General features: G+C 72.6%; 18 protein-coding genes. 12 read left to right on the top strand and 6 right to left on the bottom strand.

Features of this window, described 5'->3' with window-relative positions:
- Nucleotides 1–10 precede the first annotated feature (10 nt).
- The 3 genes from KZI27_RS02435 to KZI27_RS02425 are packed head-to-tail and all read right to left on the bottom strand — an operon-like array spanning nt 11 to nt 3,896.
- A complete protein-coding gene (locus KZI27_RS02435) occupies nt 11–1,567 on the bottom strand; it encodes a gamma-glutamyltransferase (RefSeq protein ID WP_222659174.1) in 1,557 nt (518 codons plus the stop codon).
- The gene (locus tag KZI27_RS02430) at nt 1,564–2,658 is read right to left on the bottom strand and encodes an FAD-dependent oxidoreductase (RefSeq protein WP_222659173.1); all 1,095 of its coding nucleotides are present in this window, start codon (nt 2,656–2,658) and stop codon (nt 1,564–1,566) included. Before KZI27_RS02430 ends, KZI27_RS02435 begins: the two co-directional genes overlap by 4 nt.
- Nucleotides 2,655–3,896, bottom strand: a complete 1,242-nt coding sequence (locus tag KZI27_RS02425; protein ID WP_222659172.1) for an aminotransferase class V-fold PLP-dependent enzyme — start codon at nt 3,894–3,896, stop codon at nt 2,655–2,657. Before KZI27_RS02425 ends, KZI27_RS02430 begins: the two co-directional genes overlap by 4 nt.
- Before the next feature lie 100 nt (nt 3,897–3,996).
- On the opposite strand from KZI27_RS02425, the gene KZI27_RS02420 reads away from it, so the two are divergent.
- Both KZI27_RS02420 and KZI27_RS02415 read left to right on the top strand, forming a co-directional pair.
- Complete coding sequence (locus KZI27_RS02420; RefSeq protein ID WP_222659171.1) at nt 3,997–4,503, top strand: RidA family protein; 507 nt, start codon at nt 3,997–3,999, stop codon at nt 4,501–4,503.
- Nucleotides 4,500–5,702, top strand: coding sequence for an MFS transporter (locus KZI27_RS02415; protein WP_222659170.1), 1,203 nt, complete (start codon nt 4,500–4,502; stop codon nt 5,700–5,702). The genes KZI27_RS02420 and KZI27_RS02415 overlap by 4 nt, the downstream gene beginning before the upstream one ends.
- Here KZI27_RS02415 and KZI27_RS02410 read toward each other — a convergent pair.
- Both KZI27_RS02410 and KZI27_RS02405 read right to left on the bottom strand, forming a co-directional pair.
- The gene (locus tag KZI27_RS02410) at nt 5,689–7,143 is read right to left on the bottom strand and encodes an aldehyde dehydrogenase family protein (RefSeq protein WP_222659169.1); all 1,455 of its coding nucleotides are present in this window, start codon (nt 7,141–7,143) and stop codon (nt 5,689–5,691) included. The two genes, KZI27_RS02415 and KZI27_RS02410, sit on opposite strands and share 14 nt — an antisense overlap.
- Before the next feature lie 46 nt (nt 7,144–7,189).
- Nucleotides 7,190–8,209, bottom strand: coding sequence for a hypothetical protein (locus KZI27_RS02405; protein ID WP_222659168.1), 1,020 nt, complete (start codon nt 8,207–8,209; stop codon nt 7,190–7,192).
- Nucleotides 8,210–8,433: 224 nt separating this feature from the next.
- Here KZI27_RS02405 and KZI27_RS02400 point away from each other — a divergent pair, with 224 nt between their 5' ends.
- From KZI27_RS02400 to KZI27_RS02360, 9 genes are all read left to right on the top strand, one after another.
- Complete coding sequence (locus tag KZI27_RS02400) at nt 8,434–10,062, top strand: APC family permease (protein ID WP_222659167.1); 1,629 nt, start codon at nt 8,434–8,436, stop codon at nt 10,060–10,062.
- Nucleotides 10,063–10,075: 13 nt separating this feature from the next.
- Nucleotides 10,076–10,915, top strand: a complete 840-nt coding sequence (locus tag KZI27_RS02395; RefSeq protein ID WP_222659166.1) for an urea amidolyase associated protein UAAP1 — start codon at nt 10,076–10,078, stop codon at nt 10,913–10,915.
- Nucleotides 10,915–11,619 (top strand): urea amidolyase associated protein UAAP2, encoded by a 705-nt coding sequence (locus KZI27_RS02390; protein WP_132099323.1) that lies wholly within the window; start codon nt 10,915–10,917, stop codon nt 11,617–11,619. Before KZI27_RS02395 ends, KZI27_RS02390 begins: the two co-directional genes overlap by 1 nt.
- Nucleotides 11,620–11,645: 26 nt before the next feature.
- Entirely contained in the window at nt 11,646–15,311 is a 3,666-nt protein-coding gene (uca, locus tag KZI27_RS02385) for an urea carboxylase (protein ID WP_261784021.1), read from the top strand.
- Nucleotides 15,308–17,014 (top strand): allophanate hydrolase, encoded by a 1,707-nt coding sequence (gene atzF / locus KZI27_RS02380; RefSeq protein WP_222659165.1) that lies wholly within the window; start codon nt 15,308–15,310, stop codon nt 17,012–17,014. The genes uca and atzF overlap by 4 nt, the downstream gene beginning before the upstream one ends.
- Nucleotides 17,015–17,037: 23 nt before the next feature.
- On the top strand, nt 17,038–17,730 hold the full coding sequence (locus KZI27_RS02375; protein ID WP_222659164.1) for a TetR/AcrR family transcriptional regulator: 693 nt from the start codon (nt 17,038–17,040) through the stop codon (nt 17,728–17,730).
- A gap of 45 nt (nt 17,731–17,775) precedes the next feature.
- Nucleotides 17,776–18,384 carry a biotin transporter BioY gene (locus KZI27_RS02370; RefSeq protein ID WP_222659163.1) on the top strand — a complete coding sequence of 203 codons (609 nt, stop codon included), beginning with the start codon at nt 17,776–17,778 and terminating at the stop codon, nt 18,382–18,384.
- A gap of 71 nt (nt 18,385–18,455) precedes the next feature.
- The gene (locus tag KZI27_RS02365; protein ID WP_222659162.1) at nt 18,456–18,923 is read left to right on the top strand and encodes a hypothetical protein; all 468 of its coding nucleotides are present in this window, start codon (nt 18,456–18,458) and stop codon (nt 18,921–18,923) included.
- A complete protein-coding gene (locus tag KZI27_RS02360) occupies nt 18,923–19,342 on the top strand; it encodes a MauE/DoxX family redox-associated membrane protein (protein ID WP_222659161.1) in 420 nt (139 codons plus the stop codon). Before KZI27_RS02365 ends, KZI27_RS02360 begins: the two co-directional genes overlap by 1 nt.
- An 82-nt stretch (nt 19,343–19,424) precedes the next feature.
- Here KZI27_RS02360 and KZI27_RS02355 read toward each other — a convergent pair whose 3' ends face one another.
- Nucleotides 19,425–20,810: an MFS transporter gene (locus KZI27_RS02355; protein ID WP_222661119.1), complete on the bottom strand. Its 1,386-nt coding sequence runs from the start codon at nt 20,808–20,810 to the stop codon at nt 19,425–19,427.
- Nucleotides 20,811–21,025: 215 nt separating this feature from the next.
- On the opposite strand from KZI27_RS02355, the gene KZI27_RS02350 reads away from it, so the two are divergent.
- The gene (locus tag KZI27_RS02350) at nt 21,026–21,910 is read left to right on the top strand and encodes a helix-turn-helix domain-containing protein (RefSeq protein ID WP_222659160.1); all 885 of its coding nucleotides are present in this window, start codon (nt 21,026–21,028) and stop codon (nt 21,908–21,910) included.
- The last annotated feature ends 25 nt before the right edge of the window (nt 21,911–21,935 follow it).

Raw genomic sequence — 21,935 nt, 5'->3', positions numbered from 1 at the left:
GATCGTGCGGTCAGTGGGCGTCGAGGACGACGGCGCGGCCGTCCGCGCGGGGGTCGCTCGCGGCGTCGAGGTGTCCGTCGGCGTGCAGCCGGACGGTCTGCACGTGTCCGGCTTCGTCGACGGGACCGTCGGTGCGGGCGACCGGCAGGCCGAGGGCTTCGGCTGCGGCGATCGCGTCCTCGGAACCGGGTTCGGCGACGAGCGTCATCACCTCGTGCCCGAGGTCACGCGCACCGACCACGAACCGCGGTCGGCCGAGGACCTCGTCGGGGTCGCTGCCCGCGGCGACCAGGTCACGGGCGAGCTGCGCGAGGATCCACGGCTGGGCGCTGCCGCCCTGGCAGCCGAGGCCGAGCACCAGGTCGTCGGTCTCGGCGATCACCGGCAACAGGGTGTGCGGCGGCCGCAGGCCCGGCCCGACGTGGGCGGGGTGCGCGGGGTCGGTGCTGAAGGCGGAGCCGCGGTTGTGCAGCACCACGCCCGTCCCCGGGTCGAGGATGCCGGAGCCGAAGAGCTGGTAGACGCTCTGGATGAGCGTGACGACGGTGCCGTCGCTGTCCGCAGCGGTCACCGCGACCGTGTCGCCGAGGGCGCGGCCGGCGCGGGGCAGTGCGCCGACCCGACCGGAGTCGCGTGGGTCGAGCATGGCTGCGACGTCGACGGGGCCGCCGCGGGGGTCGCCGAGTTCGGCCTGGCGGACGAGCGCGGCGCGGTGCACGGCGTCGACGAGGTCGGCGGTCGCGGACGGCGCGGTGCCCTGCGCACCGACGCCCGCGAGCGCTTCCGGCAGGATCCCGAGCAGCACGACGCCCTGCGTGGGTGGCGGAGCGACCCACCACCGGGCACCGCCGATCGTCGTGCCGCGGGGCTCGACGAGCTCGGCGTCGTGCGCGGCGAAGTCGGCCTCGGTGTGTGCACCGCCGAGCTCCCGCAGCCGAGCGGTGATCGAGGCGGCGATCCGTCCCCGGTACATCGCGCCCGGGTCGGCAGCGAGTTCGGTCAGGGTCGCGGCGAGTGCCGGCTGCACGAGCGGGTCGCCTTCGGCCAGGAGCGCCCCGGCGTCGTCGGTGAAGACCTCGCGCATCCCGGGGTCGGCCTGGAGCTCGTCGGTCCGGACCGCGATCGCACGGCCGAGTCCGGCGGAGACGGGGACCCCGTCGGCCGCGAGTCGTGCTGCGCGGGTCAACGGGTCGGCGAGCCCGAGTCGGCCGCCCAGCGCGTCGATCGCCTGCCATCCCGCGACGACGCCGGGGACCGTGACGGTCTGGGCGCCCTGCCGGGGCATCCGGTCCTGCTGCGCGAGCGCCGCGACGTCGATGCCGGCCGGTGCGGCGCCCGCGGAGACCACGGCGGCGACGGGCTGTCCTGACCGACGGACGAGGGCGACGAGGTCCCCGCCGATGCTGCACTGGTGCGGGTAGACGACGGTCAGTGCGGTGGCCGCCGCGAGCGCGGCGTCGATGGCGTCCCCGCCGGCCGCGACGGCCTCGGACGCAGCGTCGAGGGCAGCGGGGTGCGGCGCGGCGACGGCGACGCGTCGGGTGGAGGGTGCTGCTGGTGCGGTCATGCGGTGGTCACCATCCGTGCGGGGCTGAGGAACGCGAGGTCGGGGCGGTCGATGCCCTGCACCAGGTCGGCGACGGCCGCACCGATCGCCGGCCCGAACTTGAAGCCGTGACCGGAGCAGGCTGCGGCGAGGAGCACCTCGGGCTGCTCGGGCAGGGCGCCGACGACGAACCGCTTGTCCGGGGTCATCGTGTACAGGCACGCGACTGCCTGGGCACCGGCGGTGACGATGCCGGGGACGAACCCTTCGAGGAGCTCGGCCAGGTGCGCGACCTCGGCCTCGGTCGGCGGTGCGACGGGCACGTCCGGGTCCCACACGGGTCCGGCGTCGATGCCGATCTTCGCCCCGGATCCGGCGGTCTCCGGGAGCCCGAAGACGAGCCCCTCCGGCAGGTCGACCGAGAAGCACCCGAGCGCGGGCGGCTGCGCCACGGTCTGCCCCGTCGGCGCGGTGAGCGTGACGATGCGCCAGACCTCGAAGAACGCGGCGGCCTCGGGTACCAGCTGCGACGCCCAGGCTCCGCCGGCGAGCACGAGCCGTCGCGCGCGGACACTGCCGGCGTCGGTCCGGACGGTGACGACGCCGTCGTCGACCTGCCAGTCGAGCACGGTCTCGCCGTACCGCAGGTCGGCACCGGCCGCCGCGGCGGCGGACTGCACGAACGCGAGCGCCCGCGCGGCCTCGAGCACACCGGCGTCGGGGTCGTGGACCGCGCCGTACGACTCGGGTGGACGCAGCGAGGGCGCGAGCGTCGGCCAGGCTGCGCGGTCGACCGGGAGGCTCGCCCCACCCTGCATCGTCGGCTCGCCCCGGTGCGCGTACAGTCCACCGGTCCGGTGCAGGAAGGGCGCGCCGGCTGCGGTGCCCCAGCGGTCCCACCCGCGGTACGCACGGTCGACGAGGTCGTTCCACACCGGGTGTGGGTAGGCGCGGCGGATCATCCGGGTGGCGCCGTGCGACGAGCCGCGCTCGTGCCCCGGTGCGAAGCGCTCCACCGCGACGACGTCGAGGCCGCGGCGCGCGAGCTCGTACGTGGCGGCGGATCCGTGGATGCCGAGTCCGAGGACGACGACGTCGTGCACGGCCGTCACGCGCGGACCTCGGCGACGACGTCCGCGACGCCCTCGAGCAAGACCCGGACGTCCTCGTCGTCGTTGTACACGTGCGGCGAGACGCGGACGACGCTCGGCAGGCCACGGGCGCCCAGGTCCCACTGTGCGTGGCTCGCGGGGACGGAGATGGAGTCGATGCGGCGCTGCCGGAGCCGGGCCGAGACCTCCTTGCCGGCGACGCCGTCGACCGTGAAGGTGACGATCGCGGACGCTGACGCGGACGGGTCCGCCACGGTGACGCCGTCCACGGCGTCGAGCGCGGTGCGCAGGTGGGCGCCGAGGCCGACCAGGTGCGTCTCGGTCGCCGCCGGTCCGCGGTCGAGGGCCTCACGCAGCGCCACTCCGAGGCCGAGCCGTGCGGCGACGGAGCACTCCCACGTCTCGAGCTGTCGCGCGGTGCCGTCCATCGTCCACTCATCCTCGCCGGTCCAGACGGCTCCGCGGACATCCGGCGCCCACGCACCGACGCCCTCGAGCATCCCGCGTCGCAGGTAGACGAGGCCGGTGCCGCGCGGCCCGCGCAGGAACTTCCGGCCGGTGGTGACGAGGGCGTCGCAGTCGACGGCGCGCACGTCGATGTCGATCTGGCCGACGGACTGCGTGGCGTCGACGACGGTCAGGGCGCCGTGGCGACGGGCGACGGCGCTGATCTCCGCGATCGGTTCGACGAGGCCGGACGAGGTCGGCACGTGCACCGCGCTCACGACGACACGGCCGCTCGCTCCGGCGACGGCGCGGTCCAGGGCCTCGAGGTCCATGGCACCGGTGGCGTCGCTCGGCACGATCTCGAGCCGCACGTCGTCGTGCCGCTGCATGGCCAACAACCGGAGCGCCTGGCTGACGTAGCTGGAGCGGGGTGCGACGACGGTGTCCCCGGCGCCGAGCCGCAGCGCGTCGAAGACACCGCGCAGGCCGCTCGTGGCGCTGTCGAACAGGGCGATCTCGTCCGGCGCCGACCCGAGCAGGGTGGCGGCCGCGGTGTAGACGCCGGCGACCTCGTCGGCGACCTGATTGGCGGCTTCGTACCCACCCACCCGCTGTTCCCGGCGCAGGTGGGTGACCACTGCCTCCAGGACGCCGTCGCTGACCAGGCCGGCGCCGGCCGCGTTGAAGTAGTGGCGCCCTGCGGTGCCGGCGGTGCGGGACCGCTCGGCGGCCACGTCGATCGCCGTCACTGCCTGGGCGGCCATCGTGCCGTCCTCGAGACCGATCGTCATGTCGCGGGTCCTCCCTCGTGCGCGCCACCCCCGGACGCTGAATGGATCCCATCATAAACAGGTTGTATCCATTACCGCCACCGCCGGATACTGTTGTCGCATGGAGCACTCCGCTGAAGCCCGCGCGCAGGAACTCGGACTCGTCATCCCGGACTACGCGAACCCGCCCTACGGTGGCCGGTACGGCAGCTCGCTCCGCGCGTTCCACCGCACCGGCAACCTGCTGGAGCTGAGCGGCATGACCCCGGAGTCACGGGACGGCACGATGCTGCACCCGGGGTCGGTCGGTGTCGACATCACCCTCGAGCAGGCTCGTGAAGCGGCCCGCTACACGGCGGTCAACGCCCTCGGCATGATCCGCTACGCCCTCGGCTCGCTCGACGAGGTCGCCGCACTGTCCCGCGGGCTGTGCTTCGTCCTCTGCCCGCCCGGGTTCGAGCAGCTCAACCAGGTGTCGAACGCGGCCAGCGACCTGCTGTTCGACGTCTTCGGACCGGACGTCGGTCGGATGGGCCGCGCGTCGATCGGTGCGACCGCCCTGTCGCGGAGCGCCTGCTTCGAGCTCTGGCTCAGCCTGGAGTGCCGCCCCCGCCGAGCCGGGGAGTGAGACCGCTCGCCGAGACCGGCACGCGGGGGACCTCGTTCTGGCTCCTCGTCGTGGCGTCGACCGCCGGCTACGTCGTCAACGGCGCGAGCACCCCGGTCGTGCCACGCCTGGCGACGGACCAGCTCGGCGCCGACCCGGCCGTCGGTGGACTGCTCGTGTCGCTCGCGGGGTTCGTGGCGATCGGGGTGATGCCGCTGGCCGGCATCCTGAGCGACCGGCTCGGACCACGACGTGTCCTCCTCGGTGCCGGGTTGCTGGCGGCGGCCGGACTCGGCATCGTCCTCGTCGCGCTGAGCATCCCGAGCCTCGCGGTCAGCCGGCTCGTCTTCGGCGCCGGCAACGCGGCCACCGCCACCGCCCTGACGGCCTGGGTCGTCGCCGAGGTCCCGGTGACCCAGCGGAGCCGCGCACTCGGCCTGTTCGGGCTCGCCGTCTGGATCGGTCTCGCCCTGGGGCCCGTGGTCGGCGAGAACCTGTACCAGTCGGCCGGACACCGCACCGTGTGGGTCGTCGCGATCGGCATCCAGCTCGCCGGACTCGGAGTGGCGCTGCTCACGCAGGGCGGATCGGCTCCGGTGCACCGCAGCCCGGCACGACCGGCCGGTGCGGGGCTCGCGGCGGTGCTGCGGGCCGTCGTGCGACCGGGTGCGGCGGGACTCGTGGCCTGGGCGGCCGAGGGCTTCATGATCGCGTTCCTCATCCAGCACCTGGTCGGGCAGGGCGTCGGCGCGCAGGGACTGACCGGGGCCGCGAACGTCTTCACGGTCTTCGCGGCGAGCGTCGTCGGGGTCCGACTGCTCCTCGGCGGGCTGCCGGACCGGATCGGGCCCGTCCGCACCGCACGGGGAGCCCTGGTCGTCCTCGCCGCAGGGCTGGTCGTCCTCGCGGTCGCACACGACTTCCCGACCGCGGCCGCCGGTGCCGTCCTGGTCGGTGCCGGGTACTCGCCGCTGTTCCCGACGCTCACGATCCTGAGCACCCGGACGCTCGACGACCGCACCCGGGCCACCGGCGTCGGCGTCTTCTCGGCCGTCACCAGCGCGGGCTACGCCGTCGGCTCACTCGTGGGCGGGGTCCTGGTGTCGGCGGTCGGTTCCGGGTGGGCGCTCGTCGTCCTCGCCGCCCTGCAGCTCGCCGCGGTGCCCGCACTCGGCAGGCACGACGGCGGCGGCACCGGTCGCGACCTCAGAGCGCGATGACGACGCTCTTCGACTCGCAGAACGCGCGCAGGGCCTCTTCGCCGAGGTCGCGGCCGAGGCCGGACTCCCCGACCCCGCCGAAGGACAGCGCCGGGTCGAACAGGTTGTAGGTGTTCACCCACACGGTGCCGGCGTGCAGCCGCTGGCCCATCCGGTGGGCGCGGGACAGGTCGCGGGTCCAGACCCCGGCGGCGAGGCCGTACGTCTGGTCGTTCGCGATGGCGATCGCCTCGTCCTCGTCGTCGAAGGGGATGACGCCGACGACGGGCCCGAAGATCTCCTCGCGCGCGATGGTCATCGTGTTCGAGACGCCGGTGAAGAGCGTCGGCTCGACGTAGTAGCCCGGGCGCTCGGGCACGCCGCCGCCGACCGCGACCGTCGCCCCCTCGGCCTTGCCCTGCTCGATGTACCCGAGCACCTGCTGCCGCTGCTCCTCGGACACGAGCGGTCCGACGGTGATCCCGCCGTCGAGCCCGTCGCCGACGGGGACCTTCCGGACGGCGGCGACCAGGCGCTCGGTGACCTCGTCGAGGACCGACCGCTGCACGAGCAGGCGGCTGCCCGCGGTGCACATCTGGCCGGAGTGCCCGAACGACGCACGCATGGCGGTGAGGACGACGGCGTCGAGGTCGGCGTCCTCGAACACGATGTTCGGGCTCTTGCCGCCGAGCTCGAGGGTCAGGCGCTTGAAGTCCGCACTCGCGGCGGTCATCACCTTGCGGCCGACCTCGGTGCTGCCGGTGAACGAGACCTTGTCGACACCGGGGTGCGCGGTGAGGGCGGCACCGACCCGGCCGTCACCGGTCAGGACGTTGACGACGCCGGCGGGCACACCGGCTTCCTCGCAGATCGCCGCGACGCGGAGCATCGTGAGCGGGGTCTGCTCGGCCGGCTTGACGACCACCGTGCAGCCCGCGGCGAGCGCCGGTGCGAGCTTGAACGCGCCGGTCATGATCGGGAAGTTCCAGGGCAGGATGAGCGCCGCGACGCCGACCGGTTCGAGGGTCGTGTACACGTGGTGCGCTCCGCCGTCGACCGGGACGACCGTGCCGGTCAGGCGCGAGGGAGCGCCGGCGTAGTAGCGGAACACCCGGGCCGAGGTCGCGGTGTCGGCACGGGAGCGCTCGATCGGCTTGCCGTTGTCGCGGGTCTCGAGCACGGCGAGTTCCTCGAGCCGCTCCTCGATCAGGTCCGCGACCCGGTTCAGGATGCGGCTGCGGTCGTGCGGGCTCATCCCGCTCCACCGGCGGTCCTCGTGTGCCCGGCGCGCGGCGGCCACGGCGGCGTCGACGTCGGCGGGACCGGCCTGCGGTACCCGGGTGAGCAGCGCCTCGGTGGCGGGGTCGAGCACGTCGAGGAGTTCGGCGCCGTCGGGTGCGGTCCAGGTGCCGTCGACGAGGAACGGCTCGAGCGGGGCCAGGGGTGCGAGCGTGTCTCTCATGACGGTTCCTCCGTGGGACGTGGGTTCGGTGGAGCGGGGCGCTCGGTCAGGGGCGGTCGAGGAGCCGAGCGGGCTCGTCGACCGTGATCCGGGTGAGGACCTCGTCGGGCACGCCGAGTGCGCGGAGGCCGGGGACGACCCGGGCGGTCAGGTGGTCGAGGCCGTGTCCGCCGTACCGACGGAGCTGGCCCTTCGTCCAGGTGGCGTGGCCGAAGACCCAGCGGGTGTCGGGGGCGCTCTCGCGCAGGGCCAGGAAGGCGTCGAGCCGTTGCGGATCGCTGGCGTTGCGGATGCGACCGACGTGCGAGCCCTCGTTGCCGAAGCAGAGCTCGAGCACGGCTCCTGCCTGGCCGAGGTCGCGCAGGTAGGGCAGGTCGAGGAACTCGTCGACGGTCGAGAACACGACCCGGCTCGGGTCGACCCCCTCGGCGACGACGTGCGCGAGCACCTCGAGGCCGTTCCGGGCGTCGGCGGCCAGCCGGACGACGACGGCCGCGCCGGTGGTCGCCGCCGCTCGTGCAGCCGCCGTGAGACTGCGGCGTTCCTCGAGTCCGTCGGCGGTCGCGAACGCCGTCGTCGTCCCCATCAGGCCGAGCAGCCCGGCACGGTACGTGGTGCCGGGTACCGAGTCCGTCAGTGCCCGTTCGAAGAGCCCCTGTCGCCCGTCGGTGTCCAGGTCGAGGTACCACTCGGGCAGCAGTCGTGGCAGGTAGGCCCCGTAGCCGGCGACGATCCCGACGCCGCTCGCCCGTGACAGTCCGGGCAGCCGGGCGTGGTCGGGACCGAAGCCGAGGGAGCTCAGGTCGACGGCGAGCCCGAGGCCGCTGTTCCGCGCGGTGCGGAGTTCGTCGGCGAGCAGGTCGACGTCGTCGAGGCGCAGGTTGTCCGCGAGTGCGAGCTGGCTCCACCGCAGGGCGGCCGCCAGGTCCGCGGTGACCGCGAGGCTCGGCTCCAGCGCTTCGACACCGGGCCGCTGCAGGGCGCTCGCGTCGGTCAGCAGGTGCTCGTGCATCGACACCGCACCGATCCCGGACGACTCGACGGGGCCGAGGACGGTCTGGATCACGACGTGCCTTTCGCGGTGGCGGACTTGACGGATCCAATCTACATCGGTTTGGATCCCTCTTGTCCACACGTGTCGCCGAGCGCCCCGCTCGACCCCGAACGTTTACACGCGGGCCCCTTCCGTCACGTGCCCGAAACAGCCGGGCAACGGCGGCGACACGGGTCCGCACGACACTGGTCGCACTACCTGTCACCCGACAGGTACTCCGCGAAAGGTCTGCAGCCATGCGCTCTCCAGAGTCACCGCTCCACGCACCGCGCGCCACGTCCAGCGTCGACCCCGTCGACACCCAGGGCCTCGCCCGACTCGGCTACGAGCAGGAACTCCACCGCGGGGTCGGCTCGTTCTCGTCGTTCGCGGCCGGGTTCTCGTTCGTCTCGATCCTGACCACCGTCTTCCAGCTGTTCGGCCTCGGGTTCGGACTCGGCGGCGCCGCGTTCTTCTGGGCCTGGCCACTCGTCTTCGGTGGCCAGCTGCTCGTCGCGCTGAACTTCGCGCAGCTCGCCGCCCGGTGGCCGATCTCGGGCGCGATCTTCCAGTGGTCCAGTCGTCTGGCGGGCCCGCGCTTCGGGTGGTTCACCGGGTGGACGATGATCATCGGGCAGATCCTCACCGTGGCCGTCGCGGCCATCGCGGTGCAGGCCGTGCTCCCCGCGATCTGGAACGGGTTCCAGGTCGTCGGCGGCCCCGGAGCCGACCCCTCCCTCGCCTCGTCGACCGGTGCCGCGAACGCGGTGGTGCTCGGCATCGTGATGCTCGTCGTGACGACCCTCGTGAACATCACGAGCGTCCGGCTGATGGCGCGGGTCACGAGCTTCGGCGTGCTGATCGAGATCGTCGGCGTCGTCGTGCTCATCGGCGCCCTCTTCCTGCTGCCGCACCGCAGCCCTGCGGTGGTCTTCACGACCACCGGCTCGACGAGCACCGAACCGTACATGTGGGCGTTCCTGGCCTCGTCCCTGATGGCTGCCTACGTGATGGTCGGCTTCGACTCCGCCGGTGAGCTCGCCGAGGAGACGCACAACCCCCGCCGGACCACCCCGAAGACGATCGTCCGCGCGCTCACCGTCTCCGGCCTCGGCGGCGGGCTGCTCATCATCGGTGCCCTGGTCGCCGCCCCGAGCCTGACCGACGGCAAGCTGGCGACGCAGGGACTCGCGTGGGTGATCACCTCGACGCTCGGCGACGTCTTCGGCCGACTGCTGCTCTGCACCGTCGCGGTCGCCGTGTTCGCCTGCACCCTCGCCGTGCAGACCGCCGGTGCGCGCATGGTCTACTCGATGGCCCGCGAGAAGGCCCTGCCCTTCAACCGGACGCTCGCTCGGGTCTCACCCCGGACCGGGACCCCGATCGCCGCGTCGATCGTCGTCGGTGTCGGTGCCGGCCTCGCACTCGCCGTCAACATCGGTCAGTCCGCGATCTTCACCGCCCTGTCCAGCCTGTGCATCGCGATGCTCTACCTGGCCTACCTCGGCGTCACCGGCCCCCTGCTGGTCCAACGCATCCGGCTCCGACGGTCCGGCTTCCCCGCCGGCGTGGACGAGGACGGCAAGCCGCTCTTCACACTCGGCCGGTGGGGCATCCCGCTCAACGCCCTCGCCGTCGCCTTTCAGATCGGCATGGCGGTCAACCTCATCTGGCCGCGCCCGGAGATCTACGACCTGACCGGGAACTCGTGGTGGCTGCAGTACAGCGCACTGCTGTTCATCGGCGCCGTCCTGCTCGTGGGTTGGGTGTGGTCGGCCCGGCGGCACCGTGCGCACGGACCGATCACCCTCGCCGAGGTCCCGTCCACCGCCTCGGTCCCCGCCGTCCAGGCACCCGCCTCCACGACCGCGACCGTCGAAGCCTGACCGAAGGAACCCCATGCGCGACCTCCACCAGACCGACAGCGTGCTCGCCTCGCGTTCCGATGCGCGCGCCCAGGCCGGGACGCAGTCCGAGTACATGCCGTACCTGCCGGCGTCGACGTCCCCGTTCGCCCCCGACGGCGTGGACCGCGCACAGCTCGTCTGGGCAGAGACGGTGGCCCCCGGCGGGTACACGCACAAGGTCCTGGCCAGGGGCTCTCGTCTCCGCTTCGACGACCCGACGGGGCAGGCATGCGCCAACCTCCTGGTGTTCAACGCGCTCGAACCGTGGGAGCGGTTGAACGTCGCCGACACGCAGAAGATCCCGTGGCAGGCCTACCTCGGTGCCGGCACGCCGCTGCTCAGCGGGGACGGCCGTGCCCTGGCGACGGTGGTCGAGGACACCTCGGGGCACCACGACGCCTTCTGCGGCACGTCGACCGACGCCTGGAACGAGCGGAAGTACGGTGGTGCGGCACCCGAGGGGCCCAGCCCGAGCGGCCGGTCGCTCCTCGTGAAGGCCGCCGCCAAGCACGGGCTGACGAGGCGTGACCTGCCGCCGAGCGTCTCGTTCTTCCAGGGCGTCCGGATCGACGACGAGGGGGCGATGACCTTCACGGGGTCGGCCGGAGCCGGGCACCACGTGACCCTCGTCGCCGAGCTGCCGCTGCTGGTGCTCGTCGCGAACGTCGCGCACCCGATCGACCCCCGGCCGGAGTACGCCGTCGGCCCGCTCCGGGTGCACGCCTGGCGTGGGACACCGACGACCGACGCGGACGAGCGGTTCACCGCGACGCCGGAACTCACCCGCGCCTACCTGAACGCGATCGACTACGCGGAAGCACGAGGCCTCTGATGCCCGACACGACGACGCACACCCACACTTCCACCGTCCCGGTCGGCGCCGTCCACGCCCCCGACGTCGCCCTGGACTGGAGCGAGTCCCTCGTGCCCGGTGACGTCGTCCGCGACGACCGGGTCGAGCCGCTCGCGCCCTGGTCCGCCGTCGTGCGCGCCGGCCAGGTGCTCACGATCGTCGACGTCGGCGGGAACCAGAGCGCCGACTGCCTGGTCTACGACGCGCACGACCCCGACGAGCGCTACAGCGTGCCGGACACGCTCGCGGCCCAGGGGAACGCCTACGTCCGCACCGGCACCGTGCTGATGTCGAACGAGGGGCACCCGCTCATGACGGTCGTCGCCAACGAGATCGACCGGCAGGACACCATCGGCGGCGCGTGCTCGAAGGAGTCCAACACCCTGCGGTACGGCCACCACACCCAGTACCAGCACGGCTGCCGCGAGAACTTCCTGGCCGAGGCCGGCCGGCACGGCCTCGGCGCCCGCGACATCGTCTCGAACCTCAACTGGTTCATGAACGTCCCGGTCGAGGCCGACGGCGCCCTCGGGATCGTCGACGGCATGAGCGCACCGGGCAAGCGCGTCGCCGTCCGGGCCGAACGCGACGTGCTCGTCATCGTGTCGAACTGCCCCCAGATGAACAACCCGTGCAACGACTTCTCCTGCACCCCGCTGCGCATGATCGTGGTCCAGCCGTGATCGCCGCACCCGACACGGAGGACACCGTGCCCCAGCCACCCGCGCTCTCCACCGACACCGTCCTCGTCGCGAACCGCGGCGAGATCGCCCGCCGGGTGATCCGCTCCGCCAAGGCCCTCGGCATGCGGACCGTCGCCGTCTACTCCGACGCCGACCGCGCCGCGCCGCACGTCCGCGAAGCCGACGTCGCCGTCCGCCTCGGCCCGGCCCCAGCACGCGACTCCTACCTGCGCATCGACGCCGTCGTGCAGGCCGCGAAGGACACCGGCGCCGGCTTGGTCCACCCCGGCTACGGGTTCCTGTCGGAGAACACCGACTTCGCCCGCGCCTGCGAGGACGCCGGCATCCGGTTCGTCGGGCCCACCGCCGACCAGATCGTCCGCTTCGGCGCGAAGCACACCGCCCGCGAGCTCGCCGCCGCTGCCGGGGTCCCGATGCTCGCCGGCACCGGCCTGCTCGAGAGCGTCGACGACGCCGTGGCCGAGGCCGAGCGCATCGGCCTGCCGGTGATGCTCAAGGCCACCGGTGGTGGCGGCGGCATCGGCATGCAGGCGTGCGCGACCCTCGACGAGGTCCGCGCGGCGTACACGAGCGTCACCCGCACGGCCACCGCGGCCTTCGGGTCAGCCGGCATCTTCCTCGAACGCCTGGTGCGACCGGCCCGGCACGTCGAGGTCCAGCTCTTCGGCGACGGCCAGGGGCGCGTCGCGGTGATCGGCGACCGGGACTGCTCGTTGCAGCGTCGGAACCAGAAGGTCATCGAGGAGGCCCCGGCACCCGCGCTGCCCGAGCACGTCCGCAGCGAGCTGCACGAGTCCGCTCGTCGCCTGGCCGCGAGCGTCGGGTACCGCAGCGCCGGCACCGTCGAGTTCGTCTACGACCCGGTCCGCGAAGAGGCGTCGTTCCTCGAGGTGAACACCCGCCTGCAGGTCGAGCACCCGGTGACCGAGGAGGTGTTCGGAGTCGACCTCGTCGACCTCATGCTCCGCCTGGCCCGTGACGGCGCCGACGGCATCGGCGACGACGTCTTCGACCGCACCTGGACCCCGAACGGCCACGCCGTCGAGGCCCGTGTCTACGCCGAGGACCCGGCGAAGGGTTCGTTGCCCTCCAGCGGCCTCGTCACCCAGGCGGTGTTCCCGAGCGCGACCACCGAGTCCGGCGACCCGAGCGGACTCCGCATCGACGGCTGGGTCGAGACCGGCTCCGAGGTCTCGGCGTTCTACGATCCGATGCTCGCGAAGGTCATCGCCACCGGCGAGACCCGCGACGACGCCCTCGACCGGCTGCGCGACGGCCTCGCCGCCACGCGGATCGACGGCATCGTGACGAACACCGGGCTGCTCCGTGCCCTGACCGACGACCTCGAGCTCCGCACCGCCACGCACTCCACCTCGACGCTCGACGAGACCGACGACCCGGACGCGCGCATCGACGTCATCGCACCGGGCACCATGACGATGATCCAGGACCTGCCCGGCCGGGTCGGGTACTGGCAGGTGGGCGTCCCGCCGAGCGGCCCGTTCGACGCCGCGTCGTTCGCCGAGGCGAACCGCGCCGTGGGCAACCCCGACGGCGCTCCCGCGCTCGAGATCACGGCGACGGGTCCGACGCTGCGCTTCTCCACCGCCGCCGTCGTCGCGCTCACCGGCGCGCAGGCGCCCGCGACCCTCGACGGCGATCCCGTCGCGCTCTGGGAGCCGATCGACGTCGGCGCCGGACAGACCCTGGCGGTCGGGACGGCGCCCGGGCCCGGCCTGCGCGCCTACCTGGCCGTCCGCGGTGGCTTCGACGTCCCCACCTACCTCGGCTCCACCGCCACGTTCACGCTCGGCGGCTTCGGCGGCCACGCCGGTCGCGCGCTGCTCGCCGGCGACGTCCTACGGCCGGGCTCGCCGGACTCCGACGCGGCGCACCCCGCCTTCCCCGGGGGCGCCCGCCTGGGCCTGGTCGGCGGCCCGACCCCGGCCGAGCACCGCACAGCACTCACCGACGCGTGGGAGATCGCCGTGACCGAGGGGCCGCACGCCGCCCCGGACTTCTTCACCCGCGCGGACCTGGACGTCTTCTACGCCACCGACTACGGCGTGCACCACAACTCGGCGCGTACCGGCATCCGGCTCATCGGGCCCCGACCCGAGTGGGCGCGGACGGACGGTGGCGAGGCCGGCCTCCACCCCTCGAACATCCACGACACCCCGTACGCGGTCGGTGCGATCGACTTCACCGGCGACACCCCGATCATCCTGGGTCCGGACGGGCCCTCGCTCGGCGGCTTCGTGTGCCCCGCCGTGGTCGCCAGCGGCGACCTGTGGAAGCTGGGCCAACTCCGGCCAGGTGACACGGTCCGGTTCGTCCCCGTCCGCGAAGCCGACGCCGCCGCGCTCGAGGCGAACCGGGCCTCCCGGACCGTCCCCCGCACCGGGGGCGACGGCGACGACGGCGTGATCACCCGCCTGGAGGCGACCGACGTCCGTCCGAGCGTCGCCTACCGACGCGACGGCGACGACAACGTGCTCGTCGAGTACGGCGACATGACGCTCGACATCGCGCTGCGCATGCGCGTGCACGCGCTCATGACGAAGCTGCAGCAGGAGGCGCCGAAGGGCATCCTCGACGTCACCCCGGGCATCCGTTCGCTGCAGGTGCACACCGACGCGTCGGTCCTGAAGGCCCGTGACGTGGCCGGGCTCCTCCGCGAACTCGAGGACGAGATCCCGCCCACCGACCAGCTCGTCGTGCCGTCGCGCACCGTCAAGCTCCCGTTGTCGTGGGACGACCCCGCCACACGCCTCGCCATCGAGCGGTACATGAACGGCGTGCGGAACGACGCACCGTGGACCCCCTGGAACATCGAGTTCATCCGGCGCATCAACGGTCTGGAGAGCGTCGACGACGTCTTCCGCACCGTCTTCGACGCGAGCTACCTCGTGCTCGGCCTGGGCGACGTGTACCTCGGCGCCCCGGTCGCCACGCCGCTCGACCCCCGGCACCGCCTGGTCACCACGAAGTACAACCCGGCTCGCACCTGGACCGCCGAGAACTCCGTCGGCATCGGTGGTGCGTACCTCTGCATCTACGGCATGGAAGGACCGGGCGGCTACCAGTTCGTCGGGCGCACCGTGCAGATCTGGAACCGGTTCCGTCGCGGCGGGCTGTTCCAGGAGCACCCGTGGGCGCTGCGGTTCTTCGACCGGATCGAGTGGTACCCGGTCGGTGCCGACGAGCTGCTCGAGCTGCGGGCCGAGACCGACGCCGGGCGCGGCTCGTTCGAGACCGTCGACGGCGAGTTCTCGATCGCGTCGTACAACCGCTTCCTCGAGGCGAACGCGGGCTCGATCGCGGACTTCCGGGCGCAGCAGGCGCGGGCGTTCGGCGAGGAGAAGGAGCGCTGGCGCGCGTCCGGCGAGTTCGACGTGCGCGACGAACCGGCCGCCGTCGTGGCGGACGAGGTCGTCCTGCCCGCCGGGGCGACGGCCGTGACCGCGCCCTTCACCTCGACGGTGTGGCAGGTGGACGTGCGACCGGGCGACCGGGTGGACGAGGGACAGAAGTTGTTGGCAGTGGAGGCGATGAAGATGGAGTCGATGGTGCACGCACCGGTGGAAGGCCACGTGTTGGAGGTCTACATCAAGCCGGGCGACCAGGTCGCACCGGGGCAGGTCCTGGCCGCGATCGGAGCGGGAGCGTGAGCGCGGCGAGCGCCGCCGCAGACCGCGTCCGCGACGCCTTCGACCGCATCGACGCCGTCGACCGGCCCGAGGTCTGGATCACCCTGCGCGACCGCGCCGCGGTCCTGCAGGAGGCCGAGGCCGTCGACCCGACGCTCCCCCTCGCCGGCCTGCTGTTCGCCGTGAAGGACAACATCGACGTGGCCGGCTTGCCCACGACCGCAGCCGCCCGCTCGTACGCGTACGAACCCGACCGCGACGCGACCGCCGTCGCCCGCCTGCGCGCCGCCGGCGCGGTCGTCGTCGGCAAGACGAACCTCGACCAGTTCGCCACCGGCCTGGTCGGCACCCGGTCGCCCTTCGGCGCGGTCCGGAACGCGTGGGACCCGACGCGGATCTCCGGCGGCTCGTCGAGCGGCTCCGCCACAGCCGTCGCGCTCGGCATCGTCGACTTCGCACTCGGCACGGACACCGCGGGCTCCGGCCGCGTGCCGGCGGCGCTCGGCAACCTCGTCGGGGTGAAGCCGACCAAGGGCCTGGTGCCGAACACCGGTGTCGTGCCGGCCTGTCGCTCGCAGGACTGCGTCACGGTCTTCGCCCGATCGCTCGACCTCGCCCGCACGGCGGCGGAGCTGATGGCCGGGCCGGACGACACCGACCCGCTCGCCCGCATCGACGTCGCCCTCGCCGACCTACCCGCCGTCCCGCGCATAGCGATCCCGCTGCCCTCGCAGCTCGAGGGCCTCGCGCCGGGCTGGGCAGAGGCGTTCGCCGCCGCCGTCGAGCGCTTCCGCGCACTCGGCCACCAGGTGGTCGAGGTCGACATCGCACCCCTGCTCGACGCAGCGTCGCTGCTCTACGACGGCGCGTTCGTCGCCGAGCGGTACGCCGCCGTCGGCGCGCACGTCGAGGCGCACCGCGACCTGGTCGGCGACGACCTGGACCCGTCGGTCGCCACGATCGTCCTGGGCGGCGCCCGACCCACGGCAGCGGACCTCTTCGCCGACCAGGAACGCCTCGACGTGCTCGGCGCCGCGGGACGCGCCGCCCTCGCCGGCACCACAGCGCTCCTCACGCCCACCACGACGTGGCACCCCACCCTCGACGCGGTCGCGGCCGATCCGATCGGCGCGAACAGCCGGATGGGTCGGTACACGAACTTCGCCAACCTGCTCGACATGGCCTCGCTCGCCGTCCCTGCCGGGTTCGTCGACGGCCTGCCGTTCGGGGTCATGCTGACCGGTCCCGCGTTCACCGACCGACGGCTCGCGGCGCTCGGCGCCGCGTTCCTCGCGCCCACCGTCGACCTGCTGGTCGTCGGAGCGCACCTCCGTGACCAGCCGCTGAACGGCCAGCTGGTCGCGTCCGGCGGATCGTTCGTCCGGGAGGCCCGCACCGCGTCCGACTACCGGCTCTACGCCCTCGACACGGTGCCACCCAAGCCCGGGCTGGTCCGCGTGGGTCCGGTCGCGTCCGGCGCTGACGCGTCCGGGTCGGGGCCGGCTTCGGGCTCGGGCACCGGCATCGCCGGTGAGGTCTGGCGGCTGCCCGCCGCCGGGTTCGGCACCTTCGTGGCGTCCCTGCCCGCGCCGATGGCCATCGGCACCGTGGCACTCGAGGACGGCACCGACGTCACCGGGTTCCTGGTCGAGCCCTTCGCCGTCGAGGGCGCCGCGGACATCACGGCGTTCGGCGGCTGGCGGGCCTACCGCGAGCAGGCATGACGCCGCGCTGGGAGGATGACTCCATGTCCTCCGACGACCGACCGGCCAGGCCCGGTCGCCCGAGGGCCGTCCCGAACGCCGACTCGGCGCGCAGTCCCCGCGACCAGATCCTCGACGCCGCCGCCGCACTGTTCGTCGAGAACGGCATCAGCGCGACCTCGACCCGAGCCATCGCGGAGCGGGTCGGCATCCGCCAGGCCTCGCTGTACTACCACTTCGCCGGCAAGGACGACATGCTCGTCGAGCTCCTGACGACCTCGGTCCGGCCGAGCCTCGAGCTCGTCCGCGAGCTCGAACAGCGGGTCCCGGCGTCCGCCACCGCAGCCGGTGCCCTGGCCGCGCTCGTCCTGATCGACGTGGAGACCCTCGCCCGCACCCCGCACAACATCGGCACGCTGTACCTGCTGCCCGAGGTGCAGGGGGAGCGCTACGACGGGTTCCGCGCCGAGCGGATCCAGCTGCGAGACGCCTACGGGCGCCTCGGGTCGCTCGCCGCCGACTCCGACGTCACCGTCGCGATCTCGCCGGCACGGCTCGGTGGGATCCTCATCCAGCTCGCCGAGACCGTCATCCAGCTCCGCCGCGTCGGCGGTGTCGAGGACGCCGACCGCGACGCCATCGTCGCGACCTGCCTGCGGGCGTGCGGGCTCGACACCACTGCCGTGGCGGATGCCCGCCGCGAGGCCGAGTCACTGCTCGCCGCCGTCACCGTCTGACCAGCTCTTCCGTTCGTCTCCGTCGCCCCATCTGGAGGTTCTGCCATGACCGCGCTCTCCCCCGCCGCACACCGTCCACTCGCCGACGCCCTGCTCCCCCGCACCGCGGTCGTGAGCACGGCACTCGTCCTCGGCGGTGCGCTGCTCACCGCCGGCGCCGCACAGGTGTCCGTCCCGCTCTGGCCCGTCCCGATCACCGGGCAGACGCTCGCCGTCCTGCTGGTCGGCAGTGCCCTCGGTGCGCGCCGCGGTGCCCTGTCGATGCTCGTCTACGCGCTGCTCGGAGTCATCGGGCTGCCGGTCTTCGCGGGTGGCTCGGCCGGGTTCGGCGTGCTCGTCAGTCCCTCCGGCGGGTACATCGTCGGCTTCGTCGCGGCCGCTGCCCTCGTCGGGTGGATCGCCGAACGCTTCGGCGACCGCCCGCTGCGGAACTCGGTGCTGTCCTTCGCGATCGGCACCGTCGTGACCTTCGCGGCCGGCATGGTCTGGCTCGCGGTGTCGCTCGGGCTGGACCTGCAGCAGACGCTCGAGTTCGGGCTGTACCCGTTCGTCATCGGCGGTGCGGTGAAGGCGGCGCTCGGTGCCGGGATCATGTCGCTCGGGTGGACGGCGGCGGTCCGGCGACGCGTCGGTGGTCGAGACGTCGGGCGCTGAAGCGTCGCTCGCTGGGGTGTGCGACGTCGGGCACCGTGTTAGGTTGTGCACAACATGATCGAGCACAACCGATGACCCGGACCGCCGGGATCCTCCTCGCCCTGCACGGAGCGGGCACGTCGACGACGCGGCCCCTGCGCGTCCGGGCACACCGGATGGTGGAGCGTGGCTTCGCCCCCGGCCTCCCGCACGCCGTGCTGGTGCCCCTGCTGGAGATCGCCGCCGGCACAGCCCTCGCACGAAGCCAACGACGGTCGACGACAGCGGTCGCTGCCGCTGCCGCTGCCGCTGCCGCAGCGACGGCACTCGGAGCGGTGCGCACCGGCATCGACCTCGAGGACCGCACCGTCACGGTCGGAACCGTCGCCGCCGCAGCGCTGGCCGTCTCCGGCGCGACGGCGGTGGCCCGCGCGCATCGCGTCGGTCTCCTCGTGGGGACCGGTGCACTGGTCGTGTTCGAACTCACCCGCCGGCGTCGCATCCGCAGCGTCGGTCGACGCACCGCTCCACCATCCCCCGTGAAAGGCACGTGCCCCTGATGACCTCCCGCCGCAGCACTTCCCGCTCGTCCAAGCCCCGGACCGTCGTCCGTATCCTGCTGGGAGCCGCCATGACCTGGGCCGGCATCAGCCACCTCACCGTCGCCCGTCAGGAGTTCCGGGCCCAGGTGCCGGAGTTCGTCCCCCTGGACCCGGACGTCACGGTCCTGGCCTCGGGCATCGCCGAGATCTCCCTCGGTGCCGCACTGATGCTGCTGGTCCGCCGGCAGGCCACGGTCGGGTGGGTCGCCGCGGTGTTCTTCACCGCGATCTTCCCGGGCAACATCGCCCAGTGGATGCACCACCGTGACGGCTTCGGCCTGGACACGGACACCAAGCGGTTCGTCCGGCTCCTGTTCCAGCCCGTGCTGATCGCCGTCGCGCTCTGGGCGACGAACGCGCTGCGCAAGCGCCGCTGACCGCGGGTACCGCCCGCCGAACACGGGAGCGGCCCCACGCACAGGGGGATTGCGCGTGGGGCCGTCCGCCTGCCTGATCGCGTCAGGCGGTCCTGGCCCGTCCGCGAAGGAACAGCGCGACGGCGACTGCGGCCGCGATGCAGATCCCGCCGTTGACCCAGATCGCTGTGGTCACGCCGGACAGGACGGCCTCGGCCTGAGGCGCAGTGCTCGCGAGCGCCACAGCGGTGAACACGGCACTCATGATGGGTGTGCCCATCGTGATGCCCACCTGCTGACTCATGGTCGTCAGGCCCGTCGCCATGCCCTGCTCACTCTCCGGCAGTCCGGAGGTCGCGGTCACCATGAAGCCGACGATGACGACGAGGTTCGCCACGCCGCCGATGAACGTCGCCGCGAGGACCAGCCAGATCGACGACGCGGCATCGCTGATGAGGACGAGGGGAAGCGTCGCCGCTCCCTGCACGATGAAGCCACCCACGATGGCGGCCTTGTTGCCGAACCGTCCGATCACACGGGGCCCGACCAGGCCGCCGATGACCGTGCCGATACCGAGCACCGCGAAGGACAGGCCTGCAGCGAGTGGCGTGTACCCGAGCACCTTCTGCAGGTACAGCGTCAGCAGGAAGACCAGTGACGTCTCGGTCACGAACGCGAGCATGCCGGCGAGGTTGCCCCACGACACGCTCGATCGTCGCAGGATGCCGAGCGGGACCAGTGGGAAGGCGGCGCCCCGTTCGATGAACGCGAAGGTGATGAGCAGCACGACGGCCACCGCGAACGAACCCAGCACCATCGGGTCCGTCCACGACGTCTCGGCGGCGGTCGTGAGGCCGAAGACCAGTGCGAGCAGCCCGAGCGTGACGGTGATGGCACCCGGCACGTCGAGACGGGTCCGCTGTGCTGCCCGGCTGTCCTGGAGCACCATGGGCGCCAGGATGAGCACACCGATGGCGACCGGGACGTTGATCAAGAATGCCCAGCGCCACGAGAGCAGGTCGGTGAGCAGGCCGCCGAGGATCGCACCGGTGGTGAAGCCAGCGGCCATCAGCGAACCGTTCAGCCCGAGCGCCTTGTCACGGGCCCTGCCCTCCGGGAAGGCGCTGAGCAGGAGCGCGAGTGCTGCGGGCACGACGATGGCCGTGGCGAATCCCTGAGCGACGCGAGCGACGAGCAAGACCTCCGGGGTGGTCGCGAGTCCGCCGGCGAGCGAACCCGCGGCGAGGAGCACCATGCCGATGAGGAACATCCGACGCCGTCCGGCGATGTCCGCGACCCGTCCCATCAGGAGCGTGAACCCCGCAGCGCAGAGCGCGAACGCTGTCGCGATCCACTGCAGGTTCTCGAGCGCGAACCCGACGTCGGCACCGATGGTCGGTAGCGCGACGTTCAAGATCGAGAAGTCCACTGCGAGGGTGAAACTCGCGGTGAGCAGGACGATCAACGCGACACGCTGCTTGCCGGTCATCACCGGTTCACGGAGCGGTGTCGTGGTCGTCGTCGCTTGGTCTGTTGTCTGTTCCGTGGTCACGGTGACCCTTCCTTCGTGCGCGGGCGGATCGGATCCGCGTCGGTGATGGCCTGCAGCCACCATCGCGATGCGACGGCAGATCAGCCACACCCCGCCGTGCCTGTCACTGCCAGTGACAGGACAGATCGGTCTACGAGCCCCACAATGAGTGGATGAACGGTCCGAACGAACTGGGGAACTTCCTTCGCGTCCGTCGCGCCGCCCTGCAGCCCGAAGACGTCGGGCTGCAGGGCTACGGTGTGCGCCGCGTCCCGGGCCTGCGTCGCGAAGAGCTGGCGATGCTCGCCGGGGTCAGCCCGACCTACTACTCGAGACTCGAGCAGGGACTGAGCACGAACGCTTCCGAGGCGGTGATCGCTTCGATCGCTCGCGCCCTGAACCTGAACGCCGACGAACGCGCGCACCTGTTCAACCTCGCGCGGCCCGAACACTCGACTCCGAAACGCAGATCAGCGTCGAAGCCCGACCACGCACGCACCGGGACCATCCGGCTGATCACGTCACTCGCTGCGACGCCGGCGGTCATCATCGGGAAACGCAGTGAGGTCCTCGGGTGGAACGCCCTCGGTCATCGCCTGGTCGCGGGCCACCTCGACTTCGAGAGCGCGGAGCGGATCAGTGACCGGCCCAACATGACCCGCATGCTCTTCCTCGATGCGCACACGCGTGAGCTGTACACGCGGTGGCAGGAGGAGGCGGTCCGAGCGGTGTCCTCGCTCCGCGTCCTCGGCGGCAGGAGTCCCGAGGACGCGGAACTGACGGCCCTGGTCGGCGAACTGACGGTGAAGAGCCCGGAGTTCGGGAAGCTGTGGGCGAAGCACCCCGTCGAGAACTGCGTGTCCGGGGTGAAGTCGTTCCGACACCCGGAGGTCGGCGACTTCGACCTCAACTTCGAGGTGCTGACCCCACCGGACGATTCCGGCCACCGGGTCCTGATGTACACCCCGGACGGCGGGTCCCCTGCTGCGGCCGCGCTCGAGCTCCTCGGACGTGGCATGGAAGACCGCGTCACGAACCTGCCGGCCGCGATCCGCTGACGGCAGCACATGAGAAGGCCCGGCC

This window comes from Curtobacterium sp. TC1 (assembly GCF_019844075.1).
Classification (GTDB): domain Bacteria; phylum Actinomycetota; class Actinomycetes; order Actinomycetales; family Microbacteriaceae; genus Curtobacterium.
This window is presented reverse-complemented; position numbering and strand designations above follow the sequence as displayed.